This window comes from Longilinea arvoryzae, assembly GCF_001050235.1.
GTDB lineage: Bacteria > Chloroflexota > Anaerolineae > Anaerolineales > Anaerolineaceae > Longilinea > Longilinea arvoryzae.
Genome location: NZ_DF967972.1, coordinates 1,788,409 through 1,806,654, shown reverse-complemented (window position 1 = coordinate 1,806,654; position 18,246 = coordinate 1,788,409). Strand labels below are relative to the sequence as shown.

Annotated in this window: 13 protein-coding genes; 6 read left to right on the top strand and 7 right to left on the bottom strand. The window is 54.8% G+C overall.

Annotation, left to right across the window (positions count from 1 at the left end; translation table 11 throughout):
* The first annotated feature begins 356 nt into the window (after positions 1–356).
* Positions 357–764 (top strand): hypothetical protein, encoded by a 408-nt coding sequence (locus LARV_RS07995; protein ID WP_075073145.1) that lies wholly within the window; start codon positions 357–359, stop codon positions 762–764.
* 157 nt (positions 765–921) lie between these two features.
* Here the strand turns inward: LARV_RS07995 and LARV_RS07990 are convergent, their stop codons facing one another.
* The 5 genes from LARV_RS07990 to LARV_RS07970 all read right to left on the bottom strand — a co-directional run bounded on the left by LARV_RS07990 (position 922) and on the right by LARV_RS07970 (position 7,963).
* The gene (locus LARV_RS07990; RefSeq protein ID WP_075073144.1) at positions 922–1,425 is read right to left on the bottom strand and encodes a GNAT family N-acetyltransferase; all 504 of its coding nucleotides are present in this window, start codon (positions 1,423–1,425) and stop codon (positions 922–924) included.
* A 215-nt stretch (positions 1,426–1,640) separates the two neighbouring features.
* The gene (locus LARV_RS07985) at positions 1,641–2,099 is read right to left on the bottom strand and encodes a hypothetical protein (RefSeq protein WP_152031753.1); all 459 of its coding nucleotides are present in this window, start codon (positions 2,097–2,099) and stop codon (positions 1,641–1,643) included.
* A gap of 164 nt (positions 2,100–2,263) precedes the next feature.
* Positions 2,264–5,971, bottom strand: a complete 3,708-nt coding sequence (locus LARV_RS07980; RefSeq protein ID WP_075073142.1) for a two-component regulator propeller domain-containing protein — start codon at positions 5,969–5,971, stop codon at positions 2,264–2,266.
* A 200-nt stretch (positions 5,972–6,171) separates the two neighbouring features.
* Positions 6,172–6,765, bottom strand: a complete 594-nt coding sequence (locus LARV_RS07975; protein ID WP_075073141.1) for a superoxide dismutase — start codon at positions 6,763–6,765, stop codon at positions 6,172–6,174.
* Between the two features lie 127 nt (positions 6,766–6,892).
* Positions 6,893–7,963 carry a class I fructose-bisphosphate aldolase gene (locus LARV_RS07970; protein WP_075073140.1) on the bottom strand — a complete coding sequence of 357 codons (1,071 nt, stop codon included), beginning with the start codon at positions 7,961–7,963 and terminating at the stop codon, positions 6,893–6,895.
* Positions 7,964–8,384: 421 nt separating this feature from the next.
* Here LARV_RS07970 and LARV_RS07965 point away from each other — a divergent pair, with 421 nt between their 5' ends.
* Positions 8,385–9,476: a pyridoxal-phosphate-dependent aminotransferase family protein gene (locus tag LARV_RS07965; RefSeq protein ID WP_075073139.1), complete on the top strand. Its 1,092-nt coding sequence runs from the start codon at positions 8,385–8,387 to the stop codon at positions 9,474–9,476.
* Positions 9,477–9,639: 163 nt separating this feature from the next.
* The gene (locus LARV_RS07960; protein ID WP_075073138.1) at positions 9,640–9,915 is read left to right on the top strand and encodes a hypothetical protein; all 276 of its coding nucleotides are present in this window, start codon (positions 9,640–9,642) and stop codon (positions 9,913–9,915) included.
* On the opposite strand, the gene LARV_RS07955 is transcribed toward LARV_RS07960, so the two are convergent.
* On the bottom strand, positions 9,912–11,279 hold the full coding sequence (locus tag LARV_RS07955) for a serine hydrolase domain-containing protein (RefSeq protein WP_083522412.1): 1,368 nt from the start codon (positions 11,277–11,279) through the stop codon (positions 9,912–9,914). The two genes, LARV_RS07960 and LARV_RS07955, sit on opposite strands and share 4 nt — an antisense overlap.
* Before the next feature lie 437 nt (positions 11,280–11,716).
* Between LARV_RS07955 and LARV_RS07950 the strand changes: the two genes are divergently transcribed.
* Entirely contained in the window at positions 11,717–12,298 is a 582-nt protein-coding gene (locus LARV_RS07950; RefSeq protein WP_075073137.1) for a histidine phosphatase family protein, read from the top strand.
* Entirely contained in the window at positions 12,295–13,377 is a 1,083-nt protein-coding gene (locus tag LARV_RS07945) for a 6-phosphofructokinase (protein WP_075073136.1), read from the top strand. Before LARV_RS07950 ends, LARV_RS07945 begins: the two co-directional genes overlap by 4 nt.
* 215 nt (positions 13,378–13,592) lie before the next feature.
* On the opposite strand, the gene LARV_RS07940 is transcribed toward LARV_RS07945, so the two are convergent.
* On the bottom strand, positions 13,593–14,780 hold the full coding sequence (locus LARV_RS07940; protein ID WP_075073135.1) for a DUF3048 domain-containing protein: 1,188 nt from the start codon (positions 14,778–14,780) through the stop codon (positions 13,593–13,595).
* Between the two features lie 416 nt (positions 14,781–15,196).
* Here LARV_RS07940 and LARV_RS07935 point away from each other — a divergent pair, with 416 nt between their 5' ends.
* A complete protein-coding gene (locus LARV_RS07935; RefSeq protein ID WP_075073134.1) occupies positions 15,197–17,446 on the top strand; it encodes a HEAT repeat domain-containing protein in 2,250 nt (749 codons plus the stop codon).
* Positions 17,447–18,246 lie beyond the last annotated feature (800 nt).

Genomic DNA, 18,246 nt, shown 5'->3' with positions numbered 1-18,246 from the left:
CTTTGTCAAAATCACTCTCTTTTGATTCGTTTCCTTCGTAGTCTCTGTGGCTTTCTCCTCTTTTTGTTAACCTCCTCTGTGGCTTTCTTCCTCTTTTTGTTCATTTCCTCTGCGGACTCTGTGATCTCTGTGGCTTTCTTCCTCTTATTGTTGCTATATTTGCAACACATGTCCTCTATACTGTAAACATCCGAGGTCAATTCGGCGAGGTGGTTGCCTGTGGGACGGCTCCGCGGCACAGGGGACACCTTGCAGAAACCAGGGCTGGGTTGGCGGGGCGGCCGATCGCGCCCACCCGAAAAAATCATTAACACTCATTCTTTCTAGAAGTATCTCCAACTCGAAGGGGCGCTGCCATGATTCAGATCCACAGAAACCGCCTATCCATGATCTTCATCTTCCATCGTCCCGGCGCCTGCGCGGCCTGGATCTTCGACGGCGCGCGCTTTCTGCGCTTCAGCTACCTGCGGGACGCGCAGGAATTCCGTTTCGTCCGTGCCCAGGCTTATCTGCCGGCCAACGTGCAGGGCCAACCCTTCGAACTCAGCCCCTGCGAAGCCGATTCTTTGCAGCGCGAGACCCGCTTGCATCACCTGAACCTGCGCTTCTTCGCGGACCAACACGAATGCATCCTGAACGCGCTTCCGGTCAACCTGAGACAGACCGTTTACGACCTCTTTCCACCGGCCGGCAGCATCACTGCCGCCGGCATTGCCACGCGCCGAACCCCGCCTCCCTTCAGCCGGCGGGAGGATGGGAAATGATCCATACAGAACGGCCTTCCGGTAAGGACTCCCGGAAGGCCGTTCGATGAAACAACGCAAATTCGAATTTTAGCCGATGCGGCGGGCGGCTTCGGCGCGCCCAATCAGCCCAAAGCCCTGGGTGGGGTTCAGCCCCCCCGTGGATGCTGTTAAAAAATCATGACAGCAATTTGGCCATCATGTACTGGTCGATATATCCCCCATCGACGAACAAATCATCGCGTTTCACCCCCTCGACTTCGAACCCCATGCGTTGATACAGCGCGATGCCGCGCTGGTTGTGCGTCATTACCGTCAATTCCAACCGGTGAAGGTCGTGCTGGACGGCCCACTCCTCCAAAGCCTGAAAAAAGCGTTTGCCGATCCCCTGCCCGGTATAACTTTGCAAAATGCCGATGACAATGTGCACGGTTTTTTCATTTCGCCGGTAATCACCGCCCATGCCCGAAATGTAGCCAACCAGTTTCTCCGCATCCTCTGCGACCAGGATGATCTGGTTTTCGCGCTTCAGCACCTGCCGAATACGATCTTGTTGCTGCTCGACCGTGGTCGTCCGTTCGCCAGGTTCCAGCATCATGAAATGGGTTTCTTCGTCCAACTGCCGGCATAACGCCAGAAAAGCACCAGCATCTTCTTCGCGAATGGGGCGCAGCTCCGTCATTACGACTCCTTTCGAGAATCGATACCTTTCAATCCATTCTTTATTGCCATCCATTCTACATCAGCCGGGCGGTCGTGCCAAATCCTTCGGATGGGTTGCGGCGGTTTTTTTATATGAATAGTCCGGGCAGAGATCGATCGACGCGAAACCGCCGGGATGTAAACATCCCGGCGGTTTCTCCTAGCAATATCCCATCCCAACAACCCAGAGGAGAATCACCGCTCCCATACGGTGACCAGGGCTTCGATTTCCAATTGGCCGTTCATCCTCGCCACGGAGACGCGGTGATGGCCATCGCGAAGGTAGTAAAATCCGTCGACCTCGATCAGCGTGATGGGCGGCAGAGGCCGTCCCTTGAAGATGGACACAGCCACCCGAATCCACCTTTCGCGCGTGGTTTCATTGAGCGGATTGAAGAAGCGATCATAATCCCGGCTGCGGTTTTCACTGCCGATGATTTTCCGGATTGGAACCGTAACCAGTCCGCGGGAATACTCGCGGCGAAATTCTGCGAAGCTGGGCAGGCTATTCAGCCCCTGCCTGCGTCCCAGCAGTCCGTTCAATGCTGTGAACAGGTTCCCGCGCTGGAGAGCGGCGTTGAATTGCCGGCGAGCCTCATCGGCTGGCCGGTTGTAGGACCGGCCGATCGCCGGGCCCATCATCGGTGTAAACATGACCGCATCTCCTTTCATCGCATTCTTTCCCATCGCAGTCCCTATGCTAACCAATATTGTCTTTCTTTCCACTGGATGAATGGCGGTACTTTCGACCTGCCAGCGGGATAAAATTCGCCCCGGCCAGTTGGCCAGGGCGATGAAAGAAAATCTGCTAATTTCACTCAGCTTTCCTGAATGATTCCATCCCAATACACGGCCACCCGGGTGCCATCGCCGGGCCGGCTTTCCACATCCAGCGTGGCCCCCACCGAGGTAGCCCGCTCGCGAATAATCCCCAATCCCATGTGCCCGCTGGGAACGGCCTCGATATCGAAACCCTTCCCGTTATCGCAGACCTGCAGCAGGATTTGCCCGTTCACCTCACTCAATTTGACGCTGACCTGCGTGGCCTGGGCATGTTTGGCAACGTTGTTCAGCAGTTCCTGAGCGATTCGATACAATGTTACCTGGACATCCGGCGGCAGCACGAAATTTCCTTCCACGCTCACTTCCACCGGGATCTGAGTGCGCCCGGTAAAGGCCAGGCTCAATTGACGGACCAGGTCGGCCAGGTTCGTCTCGGTCAGGGAGGCCGGTCGCAGTTCTAGAAGCAGAGTGCGCATTTCGGCCAGCGCGCCGCGCGTCAATTGGCGGATTTGTTCCAACCGTTTTCGCCCCTCCTCCGGATTGCGCTCCCAGATGCGCGGCAGAACGTCGGCAATCAGGCTGGTGGTGAACAAAGTCTGTGTGACGGCGTCATGCAAATCACGCGCCAACCGGCTGCGTTCGGCGGCAATCGCGTTTTGCTCGGCCTGGGCGCGAAGTTGAGCGTTGGCGATCGCCAGGGAAGCCTGGTCGGCCAGAGTGGTCGCCAGGTTGATCTCCTCCTGGGTCAAATTGCGCGTTTTTTCGAAAAGCAAAATCAGGCCGCCGCCCACTTTCCCGCTCACCGGCAGCGGAACGGCCAGAAGCGCATTATGGTTTACAGCATAGGGATATTGAGATTCACCGGTTTCAGCGCGCAGCGCCGACAAATCCGATACCGCCATGGACTGCCCGCGGATCAGGTTGTTGGTCACCTCATCGCCGATGAAACCTTTCCAATTTCGAAGGGCTTCATCGGACAGGTTATGATCCTCCTTAAGCGCGAGCACCGCCAGATCACCGCAGTCTTCGCAGGTTTGGAAGATATAGGCACAGCAGGCGCCGGTAAATTGGGCCGCCTGCACCAGGATGGTATCCAGACTTTCGCTCAACGAATAATTCGAATTGAGCATGGAGATAATCTTGCGCAATCCCTCGGCTACCAACTGCCGGCGTTCGATTTCCATGGTGCGCTCGCGGACCTGCACTTCCAGCGAACGGTTGCGGTCCTTGATTTCCTGCACGCGCATGCGATAGGCGCCAAATGCGCCGCCCGCCAACACCACGGCGATCATCCCGAAGAACCACCATCTTTCCCAAAAGGGCGGCGTAATGTGGATGTTGACCGAAAAACCGTCCACATTCCAGATACCGTCGCTGTTGGAGCCGCGCACCCGAAATACATAATCGCCGCCCCGCAAATTGGTGTAACTGGCGTACCGGCGCGTTCCGGCTGCGACCCACTGGCGGTCGAAACCTTCCAGCATGTAGGTGTACTGGTTGCGAAGCGGGGCGTAATAATCCAGCGCGGCAAAATCGAAGGAGATGAAATTGTCGGTGTAGTCCAGCTCGATGGTCTCACCTGGCTGCAAATCCGTTCGCACCGTCTTATTGAACTTGCGAAAGGCCGTGATGACGACCGGTGGAACGCTTGAATTATCCGCCACCTGCTGCGGATAGAAGGAATTGAAGCCGTTGATGCCACCGAAGAACATCTCGCCTTCGGCATTCCGGAAGGCCGAACCGCCGTTGAACTCATCACCCTGCAGGCCATCTTTGGTGGTGTAGTTGCGAAATGAGATCCGTTTTGGGTCGAAGTGCGTGAGGCCGGAATTGGAACTGATCCACATTTCACCGGTCTCATCCGCCAGGAGGCTGTAGAGCGCGTCACTCGGCAATCCGTTCTTGATGGTGTAGTGAGAGAATTTTTGGGTCTTCCGGTCGAAATAATTCAGCCCACCGCCATAGGTTGCGATCCACATATTGCCGGACGCATCCTCATGGAAGGCGCGGACGATATCGTTCGACAGGCTATCGGGATTATTCGGATCGTTCGAATAATTGGTAAACAGGTTTTCCCCTGAATCCCAGATGCTGAACCCGCCATAGGTGCCGATCCAGAATAATCCTTCTTTGTCCTGATAGATCACCCGTACGCGGTCGTCCACCAGGCTGTTCGAGTCGGCCGGATCATGCCGGAAATGGGTAAAGGTTTTGCTTGCCGAATCCAGGCGGTCCAATCCCTGCGTCCACAGGCCGACCCACAGGGTCTCATCACGGTCCTCGAACAGGGTTGCCACCCGATCTTCGCCAAGGCCGGCGGGATCGTCGGCCGAATTCGCCAGGTGAACGAAATCATCGGAATACGGGTCGAGATAGTCCAGCCCGCCTCGGTTCAGGCCGACCCACAAACGCCCGGTATGGTCGACGAGCAGCGCGCGCACATCATCCCCGGCGATGCTCGTGGAGTCGTGCGGATTGTGGCGAAAAACCCGCACGTCGTTTTCCACATCGTCCAGACGGTCCAACCCGCCGAAATGCGTTCCGACCCATAGGCGTCCCTGCCTGTCTTCCGTGATGGCCAGGATGTCGTTATCGCTCAAGGTGGCGGTCTGATCCGGGCGATACTGGTGCAGCGTAAACTTCTGCAGCGAACCGGCGTACTTGCTCACACCCCCGCCTCCGGTTCCAATCCACAGGATTCCGCCGCGATCTTCATATAACGACCAGATCGAGTCGCTGCTGATCGAATAGGGATCACTCGGATCATGCCGGTAGCGAATAAATCGGCCCAGATTACGGTCCATGCGGTTCAAACCCGCCTTGGTGCCAACCCACAGTTCGCCGCTCCGATCTTCATAGATGACCCGCACTTCATCCCCGCTCAACGAATAAGCATCGTCCACTTGATAGCGGTAGTGTGTAAAAGTATTGGCTTTACGGTCGAACAGGTTCAATCCGCCGGTATCCGTGCCCACCCACAAATTGCCGAGGCTATCTTCATAGATCGCGCGAACGGCATCCGAACTCAAACTCGCAGAATCTTTCGAGTTGGCGCGGTAGCGGGTGAACTTTCCGGTATTCGGGTCGAGCGCGTTCAGGCCGCCCAGGGCTGTGCCCACCCATAATATGCCGTTGTGATCCTCGAAAATGGACAGCACATCGTTGTTGCTCAGGCTGGTCGGGTCCGCCGATGCAAACTGAAACCGGGTAAAGTTGTCGGTGGCCGCGTTGTACCGGCTGAGCCCGCCGTCTTCGGTGCCCACCCACAATACGCCCTGCCGGTCCTGGTATAACACCGAAATTTCCATACCCCCCAGGCTGTTGGGGTCATAGGCATCGGAATGGTAGTGAACGAAGCGGTTCCCATCCCGATCCAGGCGGTCCAATCCATTCAATGTGCCAACCCACAACCGGTGATTCGTATCCTCGAGCAGCGCAATCACATTGCTATCCGCCAACGAGTCGGGGTCTTCGAGGTCGTGACGGTAAATCTCGAATTCATAACCATCGTAGCGGTTCAGGCCATATTCAGTCCCAAACCACAGATAGCCCTGCCAATCCTGCAGGATGGTACGCACCCAACTTTGCGAAAGGCCCTGATCGGAGGTCAGCCGTTCGAAACGAACCACTTCGGCGACCGCCTTTACCGGCGTCACCACACCCAGCGTCAGCCCAAGGCTCAGCGAAGCGATGACCGCCCATTGAATGAATCGCAGAATCGATTGTTTTGGTTTGGAAGGCATACACAAATTTTATCCTGACCCGCGGGATTTTGACCGGCAGTTTGGCCAGTATTTTTTAAGCAAAGGGCCGGTCCACAGAATGACAGAGGGATGAACGTAATTTCTCCCAGCTTAGCTCATCGGCCGGGGTTGCCCCCGGCCGGTGATTGTCTTCGATCGAATTTGTGCCCGGCTGAGAATTGCCAGCCGTGGGCTGAAAATTACTTGAGATTTTCAGCCACGAAGTCCCAGTTGACCAGATGGTCCAGGAAAGCCTGGACGAAATCCGGCCGCCGGTTCTGATAATCCAGATAGTAGGCATGCTCCCAGACGTCCACGGTGAGCAGCGCCTTCTGGCCCTTTGCCAGCGGGGTTTCGGCGTTGGGCGTGGACAGGATCTTCAATTCGCCGCCGTCCAGGACCAGCCAGCCCCATCCCGAGCCAAAACGCCCGACTGCCGCGGCCTTGAACTGTTCGGCGAACTTCTCATAACTGCCAAAAGTGGCATCGATGCGCGCCGCAATTGCGCCGCCGGGTTTGCCGCCGCCGCCAGGCTTCATGCAATGCCAGAAGAAAGTGTGGTTCCAGATCTGGGCGGCGTTGTTGAACATGCCGGCCTTGGCCGGATCCGCCGCCGCCAGGAGAATGATCTCCTCCAGGGTCTTGCTTTCCAGGTCTGTCCCGGTGATCAGTTTATTGAGGTTATCTACGTAGGCCTTGTGATGTTTGCCGTGGTGGAAGCTAAGCGTCCGCGCGGAATAATACGGCTCCAGCGCATCTTCTGTAAAAGGTAATGCAGGCAATTCAAAAGCCATATTTCCCTCCCATGGAATTTTCAATTGATCTGGTGATTTGCATCTCATCCGGCTAACGATCTTCGCGCCAGATGGTCGAAAACTCAGGCCTGGTAAGATCTACCAGGCCTGAGGATTGCCACGATCCTTATGCGACCGTGATTTCCTTGCTCAAATACACATCCTGAATTGCGTTGAGCAGTTCCACGCCTTCCTTCATCGGGCGCTGGAAAGCCTTGCGGCCGGAGATGAGACCCGCCCCGCCGCCGCGCTTATTGATGACGGCTGTCCGGACGGCCTGGGCCAGATCACCTTCACCGCTGGAGGCGCCGCCGGAGTTGATCAGGCTGGCGCGGCCCATGTAGCTGTTAGCCACCTGGTAGCGCACCAGATCGATCGGGTGATCGCTGGCCAGTTCGGTGTACATGCGTTCGTCGATCTTGCCGTATGGATTTTCCTTGCTGGAAATCGCCTTGTACCCGCCGTTGTTTTCGGGCAATTTCTGTTTGACGATGTCAGCCTCGATGGTCACACCCAGATGGTTGGCCTGGCCGGTCAGGTCCGCGGAAACATGATAATCGACGTTGTTGACCTTGAAGCCCGGGTTGCGCAGGTAGCACCACAAAACGGTGGCCATGCCCAGTTCGTGCGCCATGGCGAAGGCCTGGGCCACTTCGATGATCTGGCGGGATGATTCGGGCGAGCCGAAGTAAATGGTCGCGCCAACTGCGGAAGCGCCCATTTCGTAGGCTTCCTTCAAAGTGCCGAACATGATCTGGTCGTACTTGTTCGGATAGGTCAGGAATTCATTATGGTTGATCTTCACAATGAAAGGAATGTGATGGGCGTATTTGCGAGCAATCGAACCCAGCACGCCAAAGGTCGAGGCCACGGCATTGCAGCCGCCTTCGATCGCCAGCTTGACGATGTTTTCGGGATCGAAATACAGCGGATTCTTGGCAAAAGAAGCGCCTGCCGAGTGTTCGATGCCCTGATCGACCGGAAGGATGGACATGTAGCCCGTGTCGGCTAACCGGCCGTGGCCATACATGGCCTGCAAATTGCGCATGACACGGATGGGACGGTCGGAATGCTCCCAGATGCGGTCTACCCAATCGGGACCGGGAACGTGGATCAAATCCTTGCGAATGGTCTTGCACTCATGCTCGAGAAGCGATTGCGCTTCTGCGCCCAGCAGGGTTACGATTTTTTGGTACATGTTGCCTCCGAAATGATTGGAAGATTCATCCAGCAAAACCGGTCAGGACCGGTGTGATGAGCGGTCAAGCTGCCTGGCGATGTTCCGTGGGATCGAGTCAAAGATTTCGCCGTGCAGAAGCGCTCAGACAAATTACCTATTGTCTGTCTACAGAATAAATTATACCCCGAACTGTCAGATTCTCTTCACAAATACAGGCCCTACCGCTCGATGAGCCAATCGGCAGGTCTCCGGGGATTCCCTTTCCACGAGTGGGATATAATACGAAGGAATAGCGCCGTCGATCGGATTGTTATGGAGTTGTAAGCCTTCCCGGATCTCAAACGATTACAATCCTTGAAAAATCCATCCCTGGCTGCCAGGAATTTGAGACTCACATACCATCAAGCTGCCCGGCCCGCAGCGCAGGAGTTATCCAGACATGGAAACCTATCCCATCCCCATGATCCCGGGGCCGGTTCGAGTACCGCCGGAAATCCTGGCCGCCTACCAAAAAGATTACGGTTCGGCGGATCTGGAACCTGAATTTCTCGACCTGTACAATCGAACCGAACGCGAATTGCAGCAATTATTCGGCACGAAGAATTCGGTGGTCATTCATACCGGCGAAGGCATGCTGGTGCTGTGGGGCGCCTTGAAAAGCTGTCTGAAACCCGGCGACCGCGTGGTAGCGGTCGCCAACGGTGTGTTCAGTTTCGGCCTGGCCGAGATGGCCGAAGCGCTCGGCGCTTCTGTGAAGGTGGTGCCCATCCCGTACAATCAGACCATCACCGACTGGCAGAGTATCGAGGTCGCCCTGGCCGATTATCGCCCCAAAATGATCACCGTGGTGCACTGCGAGACGCCTTCCGGCACGCTCAATCCACTGGAGCAACTCGGGAAGTTGAAGCACGAATATGAAGTCCCGCTTCTGTTGGCGGATGTGGTTTCCAGCGTCGGCGGCGCGCCGGTCAAGGTGGACGAATGGGGCATCGACCTGGCGTTGGGCGGTTCGCAGAAAGTGCTTTCCTGCCCGCCGGATATGTCCTTTGTGACCGTCAGCGACGCGGCCTGGGAGATCATCGAACAGGTCAATTACCCGGGCTACGACGCCATCCGGCCCTTTTATGCGGCTCAAAAGACCGGCGCCTTCCCTTATACGCCCTACTGGCAGGGTCTGTCCGCCTTGCACATCGCCGCCCAACGCATTCTCGATGAAGGCCTGGAACACAGCTTTCAGCGCCACGCGCAGGTGGCGGATTACTGCCGCCAGCGCCTGATCAAAATGGGGCTGTCGATGTACCCCGCCCGCAGCGCAATCACGGCGCCGACGGTCAGCGCGGTGAACCTGCCCGAAGGAATCGACTGGCCCGAATTCGATCGCCGCCTGCGAACGCGCGGCCTGGCGGTTGGCGGCAGCTACGGCCCGCTGGCCGGCAAGGTGTTCCGCCTCGGTCATATGGGTTCTCAGGCCGACCTGGATCTGACGACCCGGGCCTTGGACGTGATCGAAGAGGTCTTCAGAGCGATTTGAGCGGGGATTCAGATCGAAATTAAAACCAAACTGAAAGGTTCAGCCGCAAAATCCGGGCTGAACCTTCCTTTTTTCATCGGGAATGACAGTTTTTTGTCAGTCACGAAGGTTAGGATTTAAAAGCATCACCAAAATGGCACACGACGTAACCAGGGGGTTATAAATGTCGCTTACCACATATCCTTATCGAATTGCAGCTCACACCCGGCAACAAGTTATACAGGATGTGCAAATCAATTTTCCGCACCAGGATCCAGCCCAGATTATGGAATTGCTGGATCTTTATGGCCTGGAAACCAGCGAGCAGCATCGTGAACGGGTCCAAATCGCTATCCTTCAATTAAGCAACGGCAACCTGCCCCGTCTATTCGACCTGGTGGAAATGGCCAAATATGATTACCGCACGCTGCTTTACCAGGCCGAACGCGCTTACGCTTAGGCGTTCGCCGGCAGGCGGCGGAACAGGCGTCCGCTGGAACGCAGCCAGATAATTCCGCCATCCTTAGCGCGAATCACTTCCATTTCCTTGTCGGTGAACAGTCCATCCAACGCGCGCATGTGGTCAGGGGACAAGAATACCAGGCGCGTTGGATCGGGCTGAGGCGGCGGGGGTGAATCTGGAGTTGGAAAGCCGCCCTTCTTCACGGCGCGCGCCATCAGATCCTTGCCCTGCATGTAAAGAACAATCGTCGCTTCCTGAGCATCGTAGCTGCCCAGATATTCGTTTACGCGGCCGGCGGGCATCTCCACCGGCTGCGCTTTTTTGGCGCGCAGACCCAGGAAATGATCCAGAGCGAAGGCCAGCGATTCTGTATTCAATGGATCGCCGCCGTCGCTGTTGGTGAGAATGGCAATGGCGAAATCCCGCTGCGGAACCATGCGAAACAGGGCTTCCTGACCGTTGGTCGCGCCGCCGTGCCCAATCACCTCGACTTCGCCAGCGGGTGTTTGATAGGGAGTGATATACCAGCTCAAGCCCACCCAGCGCGCGCCGTCCGCCTTGACCAGGCGGGATTGCATCTGGCGCAGGGTCTCGGGCCTCAACAGGCCATTTCCGTTGCCCATGTGGAAGCGCGCATAGGCCAGCAGGTCGCCCACCGTGGCGATCAACCCGCCCACCGGGCTGCACGAGCGCGCCGGCGCCCAGGGCGCAGCCACACGCGGCTGATCGCCCGCCAATTGGTGCCCGACGACGAAACTGCGCGTCATCACGTCCTCGGGAAAATAGGTGCAGGCCCGCATGCCCAGCGGATCCAGCACCAGTTCGCGGGCCGCCTCTTCATAGACCTTGCCGGCGGCGAGTTCGATCATGCGCCCGGCGATGTAAAAGCCGGCATTGTTATAGGCCCACACCTCGCCAACCGGCGTGAGCTGTTCGAGCCGCTTCAGGCGCGGCAGAATCCGGGCCAGCGCATCGTCGCCGCGCCCCGAATCATCGAAATAATCGCCTGCCCAACCTCCGGTATGCGTCAGCAGGTGGCGCAGGGTCACCTGCGCGGCCGCGTCTTCGTCCGCCAGGTCCAGCTCGGGCAGCAGGCTGCGCACCGGCGCATCCAGGGATAATTGCTCCTTCTCCACCAGGCGCATCGCTGCTGTGGCGGTTACAGTCTTGGTGATCGAACCAATCTGAAACAGCGTATCCGCGTTCACCGGCAGCGGAAAATCCACGCTGGTCACGCCCAAACCAGCCGTCCACTGGCAGCCCTGAAAATGTACACCGACCGCAACGCCGGGCACGTGCCAGCGCGGCATGGCTTCCCGGATGAAATCCACCAGCTCTTGAAATGTCGTTTCGTCTGTCATGGTCTGCTCCTCGATGAAGCGGGCAAACTGCCGCCCGTCATCCGTCCATTATACGCACTTGAAGAGGGATTCGAGGACAAAAAAAGGCGCGCGATAGAATTCTCGCGCGCCACACTTCTGGTTACGGTTATCAAAGGATCGGATCAATGTTGATCTTCATCCCGGTGAATTCGAACCGGCTCGCGGACCGGCCGGGAAAAGGAACTCCCAGCCAGGATCGCCGCAATCGCGAACATCAAACCAGCGGCAACAAGAAACAGGAGGGTCATCATTTCGTATTCTCCTTCTATGAGAGATGATAACCAACTTTTATTATAAATATATAAGAATTCAGAGACTCATCCGGCGTCCATTTCGAACCGCGCCAGTCCATCCCGCCAGATTTCAGTATAATCAACCTGAAAGAAGCGATCGATTCGATTGATTCAGGTGAAATCATGACCGAAATCTGGTTGGTGCGCCACGGCGAGACCGAATGGAATCGCGAACAGCGCTTCATGGGCCAGCAGGACATTCCACTCAACCGCGCGGGCCTGCAGCAGGCCGCCGACCTGGCGGTCAGCCTGCGCGGCCAGCATTTCAACGCCCTGTATTCGTCCGATCTGCTGCGCGCGCGCCAGACCGCTGAAGCGCTGGCAGCCGCCTTGAAACTGCCGCTGCGGTTGGATGCGCGCCTGCGCGAGGTGATGCTCGGCGTCTGGCAGGGGCAAACCCACGCCGATGTGCAGGCCCGCTACCCGCTGCAGTGGGCCGAACGCTACGCCAACCCGCCCGATTTTCGCCCCCCGGCGGGCGAGACCATCGCCGAAATGGCCGCCCGCGCCTACCCGGTTCTGGATGAGATCGCGGCTGCCTACCCGCGTGGGCTGGTGCTGCTGGTTTCACACGGCATCCTGCTGGCGGCGCTCATCTGCCGGGCCCGCGGGCTGCCGCTGGCCCTGATCTACGCCCAAAACCCGGCCAACGCCAGGCCTGAAATCATCGACTGGCCGCCGGAGAAACTCGAGAACCTGTCATGAAACGCATTGCCATCCTCACCGGCGGCGGCGACGCCCCCGGCTTGAACGCCGTCATCCGGGCCGTTGTCAAGACCGCCTGCCAGGAATACGCCTGCGAGGTGCTGGGCGTGAAGGACGGTTTCGACGGCTTCATCACCCCCGGCGGCGTCTTCCCGTTGACCCTGCAGGACGTGCGCGGCATTCTGCCGCGCGGCGGCACCATCCTGGGCGCGGCCAACCGCGGCAACCCGTTCGCGCGCAAGGTGCTGCGCGACGGTCAGGAGGTCGTCGAGGACACCTCCGTCCAGGTGATCGCCAACCTGCGCGCACTTGAACTGGACGCACTGATCGTGGTGGGCGGCGACGGCACGCTGCACATTGCCCAGGAACTGGCCGAACTGAACGTGCCGGTGGTGGGCGTGCCCAAAACCATCGACAACGACATCGGCGGCACCGAGGTGACCTTCGGCTTCGACACGGCCGTCAATACGGCCACCGAAGCCATCGACAAACTGCACACCACCGCCGAATCGCATCACCGTGTGATGGTGCTGGAACTGATGGGGCGCGACGCCGGTTTCATTACCCTGCACGCCGGCCTGGCCGGCGGCGCCGACATCATCCTCATCCCGGAAATTCCCTTCCGCTACGAAACCCTCTATCAAAAAGTGGAAGATCGCAAACAGCGCGGCAGCCCCTTCAGCATCGTCGCCGTGGCCGAGGGCGCGCATCCGGCCGGGGAGAGTGTTGTAGTGGCCCGGGCCGGCGATTCCGTCTACGTACCCCGCCTGGGCGGCATCGGGCAGGCCGTGGCCGAGCACATCGCCGCCGCCTGCCGGGTCGAAACGCGTGTCACCGTGCTGGGTCACCTGCAGCGCGGCGGCTCGCCCACCCCCTTCGACCGCGTCCTGGCCACCCGCCTGGGCGCAGCCGCGGTGAGGCTGGCAGATGCGGGCGGCTTCGGGCGCATGGTGGCGATCAATGGTGGCCGCATCACCGACCTGCCGCTGTCCGAGGCGCTGGCGGTTCCGCGGCGCGTCGACCCGCACGGCGACACGGTGCGTACGGCACGCGGCCTGGGGATTTGCCTGGGAGATTAAATCAATAGACCGCCTTCTTCTGGCGGTCTATCGTGTTCTGGGCTGCGGCATCTGCTTACTTTACAGTAAGGAGGGATGCCGCAGCCGGTTTATAACTACTATCGTTCATCTTGGGCATCACCTCCTTATCTTAGAATAGCGAGGGGATGAATATTCGAATGATGTCCCTAGTATTCCACAAGCTCCACGGAAAGTCAAGTTACAAACGGCCCGCTCTAGGGAATGCCGAACTTGAAGCGTGCGGTCGTATCCGTCTGTTCGGTGGAGGAAGTCACGCCCATGACCTCGAACCAGGTCTTGCCGGGTTTGAACGGGAAGGGTGTGCCGTCTTCATAGGTCAGCGTCAGAACTGAATCCTGAGCCGGGCGGCTCCATTTGACCTTGAAGATCTGGCCATCCCGGGCGATGTAGGCCGCGCCCGAACCGGTCATGTTCACGTCCAGCACTTCGGTATCCGCTTTCTTGACCAGATATTCGAAGGGCGCCAGGATGATGACCACGTTATCCACGCCGATCTGCTTCTGGTTGGCGCGGTCGACCAGCGGAGCATACTTTTCGTTCGTGCCGGTGAAATCATTCTCGGTATCCGAGAAGCGCAGGTAACGTCCGCTGGCTGTGTCGTAATCCCAGCGGTTGTAAATGGCCGCCGAGAAGCGCGCGAACACCGAATCGGCCTTCTGGCCGCCGGTGGGCGTCTGCGCCTGGAAGAACATGCCGTTCAGGTCGGGGCGGGCGTTGTCGGTGGTGATCACTTTCTCGAATTCAGCCAGGTTGGCCACCAGATAATTCTTGCCGTTGGGGTCTTCGCGGCAAACGGCCGGGCAGGTGTAATTCCCTTCCAGGACCAGGCGGCTGGCAAACTCGGAATTGACCAGGCGGGTCATCACGCCTTCATAGGCGCTGCCGAAGATGAACCAGGCCTTGTAGGCGCGGATGACGTTGACGTCGAAATGGCGCGCCGAACGAATGGGCCCCACCTTCTCGGTATTTTCGCCGTAATAGACGGCCGCGAAGCGGGTGGTGCCCAGTTCGGTGTAGTATTCGTAGATCAAATCCGCCTGCGGCAAACCCCACTGCGGGCGATCGTCGCGGGGCAGGTTTTCGACCTTGACGATGATGGGCCGGCGCTCGAGCAGCTTGGCATCGGCCACTTTCAAACCGGTTAGCGGATCGTAGCCGTCCGGGTAGCTGGTCGGCCCAACGCCTTCGGCCGGATAGGCCGGTGTGGCCGTGGCGGTGGGTACTTCCGGCGTGGCGGTCGGCGTGGCCGGCAGGAATGCCGTGGGGGTCGCGGCTTCGGTGGCCACCGGCGTGGGCGGCAGTGATGTGGCGCTCGGCGCGCAGGCAGCCGCCAGGCCGAGCAGCATCAAGATTGTAAGCGACAGTGCAGCTTTCTTCGCCATTTTTTTACTCCCATCGGATTGATAAATATTGACTGTTGGAGTAGATCATACCCCAATTTCAGGCGTTTGCCAACGTAAACAAGGTCCGCGACACAACGAGCAAACTCTTCTAACCCTAGGTCACCCTCAAAAACGCCGGTGGATCGGCTCCTCCCATTTACCAACCCATTGTATATCCAACTTAAAACATTGAAATTGATCTTCTGTTACGATAGCCTGGCTAACATACTTGAGTTTCGATGAGAAAGATCAGTAAATTGAAATTTTTTAAAGAAATTTTACAATCCCGGATTGGTGTTTATTTTCCCTATGCATGTTTTCCCGAATTTGACGCATGAGTCCATTTCATATATACTCTGAAACATGATTGGCAAGGTAGAGAAATCGCATTGTTAAGATGAATCGGTTAAGGCATCATGGATCTTCAAAGAAGTATTGTTGCCATCCTGAATAATAAAAACGATATTGTCGGTACAGGATTTGTAGCTGGGGAGAATTTGATTCTGACCTGTGCTCACGTGGTCGAGATTGCCTCAGATGGTCTTAATAAACATGTGAAAGTTCGCTTTAAAGCAGATTGCTCAGAAACAATCGCGTGGGTCGAACAGCAGAGTTTCAGTCCTAGCTATGAACGGGATGTGGCATTGCTACGTGTGGTCTCACTTCCCCAAGACGTGAAGCCATTGCCACTGGCTTCAGCCTCTGGCAGTGCCGGACATGACTTTTACGCTTATGGATATGCAGTGGTGACCGACGTTCAGGGAATTGGCGCTCGCGGGAAAATAGTGGATATTGTCGACAGTAACCGTTTGGTACAGTTGATTTCCCAGGAACCCGACCATGGAATGAGCGGCGGGCCAGTATTTGATGAACAACGTCGCGTAGTGATTGGAATGATTAGCAAGGGCAAGAGTATCCTGGACAAAGGTCAAAACCTGAGGAATACACAAACCACATTTGCTATTAGTATGCAAACAATTCTAGGTGTTTGCAACCAGATGAGTGCTCTACACATTCAAAAAGAATCCAAAGATTCCCCCAAATTAATTGGTTATCTACGAAAGCTTTATGATTTTATAGACAGCGAATGCAATATCAGTTTTCAAACATTTTTAGAAATTCCATCGTCGGACACGCCAAACGCTATTGTTCCGGATTTCAAATTTGATTATATAGCGTCACCGATTCATAGAGGAAAAGAGCGATTACGGAATAACACTATTTCCTCAAGTATCGAAAATCGTACCTTTTCAAATTTTACCGAGGCTTTTGATTATCATCAAAATCGGGTGTTATTGCTGGGATTGCCCGGTTCTGGAAAAACCACTACACTTTTACATTTTACAAGACAGGCTATATTAGATCGCTTAGCTGATCCCCAAAAGCCTATTCCTATTTGGGCTAATATAGGCGCTTGGGATTTAACAACCCCACTTAGAGATTGGATTGAAAAACCTACATTCGGAGCAATTCCAAAAGAATATCCCCGCCTGTATCTATTGGATGGTCTAGATGAGATCATGCAAGAAAATGATAAGAATACTCTCGAAGCTCGCTCATCATTCATACAACAATTCAATGAGCAAATAAAAGATGAGCAAGTAGTAATCACATGCCGAATATCAGATTATTATAATATCTCGACAAAAATTGACTTGGCAGGTGCTATCACACTTAACGAATTGAGTAATGCTCAGATTCAAAAATATCTTATTCAAAGTGGTTCCCAAAGGATAATAAACAAAATTTCAAAAGATAAGGAGCTCTTAAAACTAGTTAGAACTCCATTAATGTTGTCGTTACTGATTATTGCGTATGGGAATGGATCAGATAATTCGATCATTAATTCGAAAACGATTTCTGAGTGGCAAATTTTTGATCGCTTTTTTAAAGAACGAATCCTGCACGAAACCGAGAAATACAATTTGTCTTTTAGCGAAAAAGATATTAAAAAATTTCTGGGCAAACTTGCAATAAAGAGAGATGGAATAGGAAACGTTTCGTTTAGGAGTCATTTTAGTAAGGAAGATGGTATTAATGTTATGGATGGCAGCGAGAAGCTATTCACGCTTTGCTATCAGATGCAATTTTTGTCCAAAACATACTCAGGTGTGTACAAATTTACCCACTTAAAACTAAGAGATTACTTTGCAATAGATCCTCTTATTAATATTATTAAATCTGAAAGGCAAGGGGGAAAAGGATTTGCTGCTTACGCTTTTGAAAAAATCGGTACAATGGCAACTACTGTTTTAATTAACCTGTTGGCAAATGAAGATAATCAAGTGAGAGAGAAAATATTGTGGGCTTTAGGATCAATTAGAGATGAAAGAGCTATCCCCTCAATTATTAAACTTTTATCCGATGATGATGCGTTTATCAGGTGGTATGCAATTGAAGCTCTAAGTCTTATTGGAAACGAATCGGTTGTTGATTACTTAATAATTATGCTTGATAACGATGAGCCTGACCCGAATGTTAGAGGATCATTGGCAATAGCATTAGGTAAATTCGGCTCAGAAAAAGCTATTCCTGTGCTTCGTGAAACCCTTGACGATGAGGAAACTAGAGTCAGTGATGCTGCGGCAGGCGCTCTAGAGGAGATAGGATCAGAAAAAGCTTTACGTGTTTTAGAAAGGTGGGTTTCGGGCAGAAAAGATAGATGATTAGTAACTAATCAAGAAAAAATCCAAAAGCATATTTACATTATCAATATCATGAAGCGTGACATCAATCAGGGGAACCCGATATCCGCATGATGAAAGTCAAGATGAACGTGTTCAGTGGTTTCCACTCAGAAGAAGATGTCGAGATGTTCTGCACGGTTCGTTCGTACTTTTCGATAGCTTACAAGAATGGCCAGTGGATGTAGATTGTTTTGCGCATTGCTTTCATTGAAAAGCCCTACCTCCTCCTTTCGTCGCTCAGCAAGCCTGAGTAGTTACTCAAGAGCCTGCATTTCCGTTTGATTTTTTCACCCTTCTTGATCTATAGGGTGCAATTGTTGAAATTTAGATAACCTCTGATCAATCAATGGTTTACTTTTCCCATTGGGAAATAAATTGAACTAAAGGATGACCACATTCATCTTTCCTATGGCCGCCAGAATACACACAGGATCAGCACGTTAATTTTGTTTGGTTGCCGTTGAATCACACCTGGACTAGTTTGTTTTCATGCGCATCTGCAGTATTGATGACTCATTCTCAAGTTACACCAAATTAGTCGGACACCAGGAACTCGGCGCCGACAACTGTGCCAGCGTGTTTCAGAACCATAAAGGTGAATGGTCCAGCAGCTAAAGTTGCGCCCATTTATTTGACACCTAAATTGATAATAATCACCAAGATAGCCAGTAAGGTACTGACGATAAATACAGCCATCCCGCTCCATATAAAACGCTTGCGATAGTTGATAATCTTTTCTAATGAGTAGTGTAGGATTGTTTCTGTAAAATGCAGGACCT

Coding starts and splice junctions, on each gene's coding strand:
- LARV_RS07935 (WP_075073134.1), top strand. CDS start 15,197: ATGGATCTTCAAAGAAGTATTGTTGCCATCCTGAATAATAAAAACGAT.
- LARV_RS07990 (WP_075073144.1), bottom strand. CDS start 1,425: ATGACGGAGCTGCGCCCCATTCGCGAAGAAGATGCTGGTGCTTTTCTG.
- LARV_RS07980 (WP_075073142.1), bottom strand. CDS start 5,971: ATGCCTTCCAAACCAAAACAATCGATTCTGCGATTCATTCAATGGGCG.
- LARV_RS07970 (WP_075073140.1), bottom strand. CDS start 7,963: ATGTACCAAAAAATCGTAACCCTGCTGGGCGCAGAAGCGCAATCGCTT.
- LARV_RS07945 (WP_075073136.1), top strand. CDS start 12,295: ATGAAACGCATTGCCATCCTCACCGGCGGCGGCGACGCCCCCGGCTTG.
- LARV_RS07940 (WP_075073135.1), bottom strand. CDS start 14,780: ATGGCGAAGAAAGCTGCACTGTCGCTTACAATCTTGATGCTGCTCGGC.
- LARV_RS07985 (WP_152031753.1), bottom strand. CDS start 2,099: ATGTTTACACCGATGATGGGCCCGGCGATCGGCCGGTCCTACAACCGG.
- LARV_RS07960 (WP_075073138.1), top strand. CDS start 9,640: ATGTCGCTTACCACATATCCTTATCGAATTGCAGCTCACACCCGGCAA.
- LARV_RS07965 (WP_075073139.1), top strand. CDS start 8,385: ATGGAAACCTATCCCATCCCCATGATCCCGGGGCCGGTTCGAGTACCG.
- LARV_RS07995 (WP_075073145.1), top strand. CDS start 357: ATGATTCAGATCCACAGAAACCGCCTATCCATGATCTTCATCTTCCAT.
- LARV_RS07975 (WP_075073141.1), bottom strand. CDS start 6,765: ATGGCTTTTGAATTGCCTGCATTACCTTTTACAGAAGATGCGCTGGAG.
- LARV_RS07955 (WP_083522412.1), bottom strand. CDS start 11,279: ATGACAGACGAAACGACATTTCAAGAGCTGGTGGATTTCATCCGGGAA.
- LARV_RS07950 (WP_075073137.1), top strand. CDS start 11,717: ATGACCGAAATCTGGTTGGTGCGCCACGGCGAGACCGAATGGAATCGC.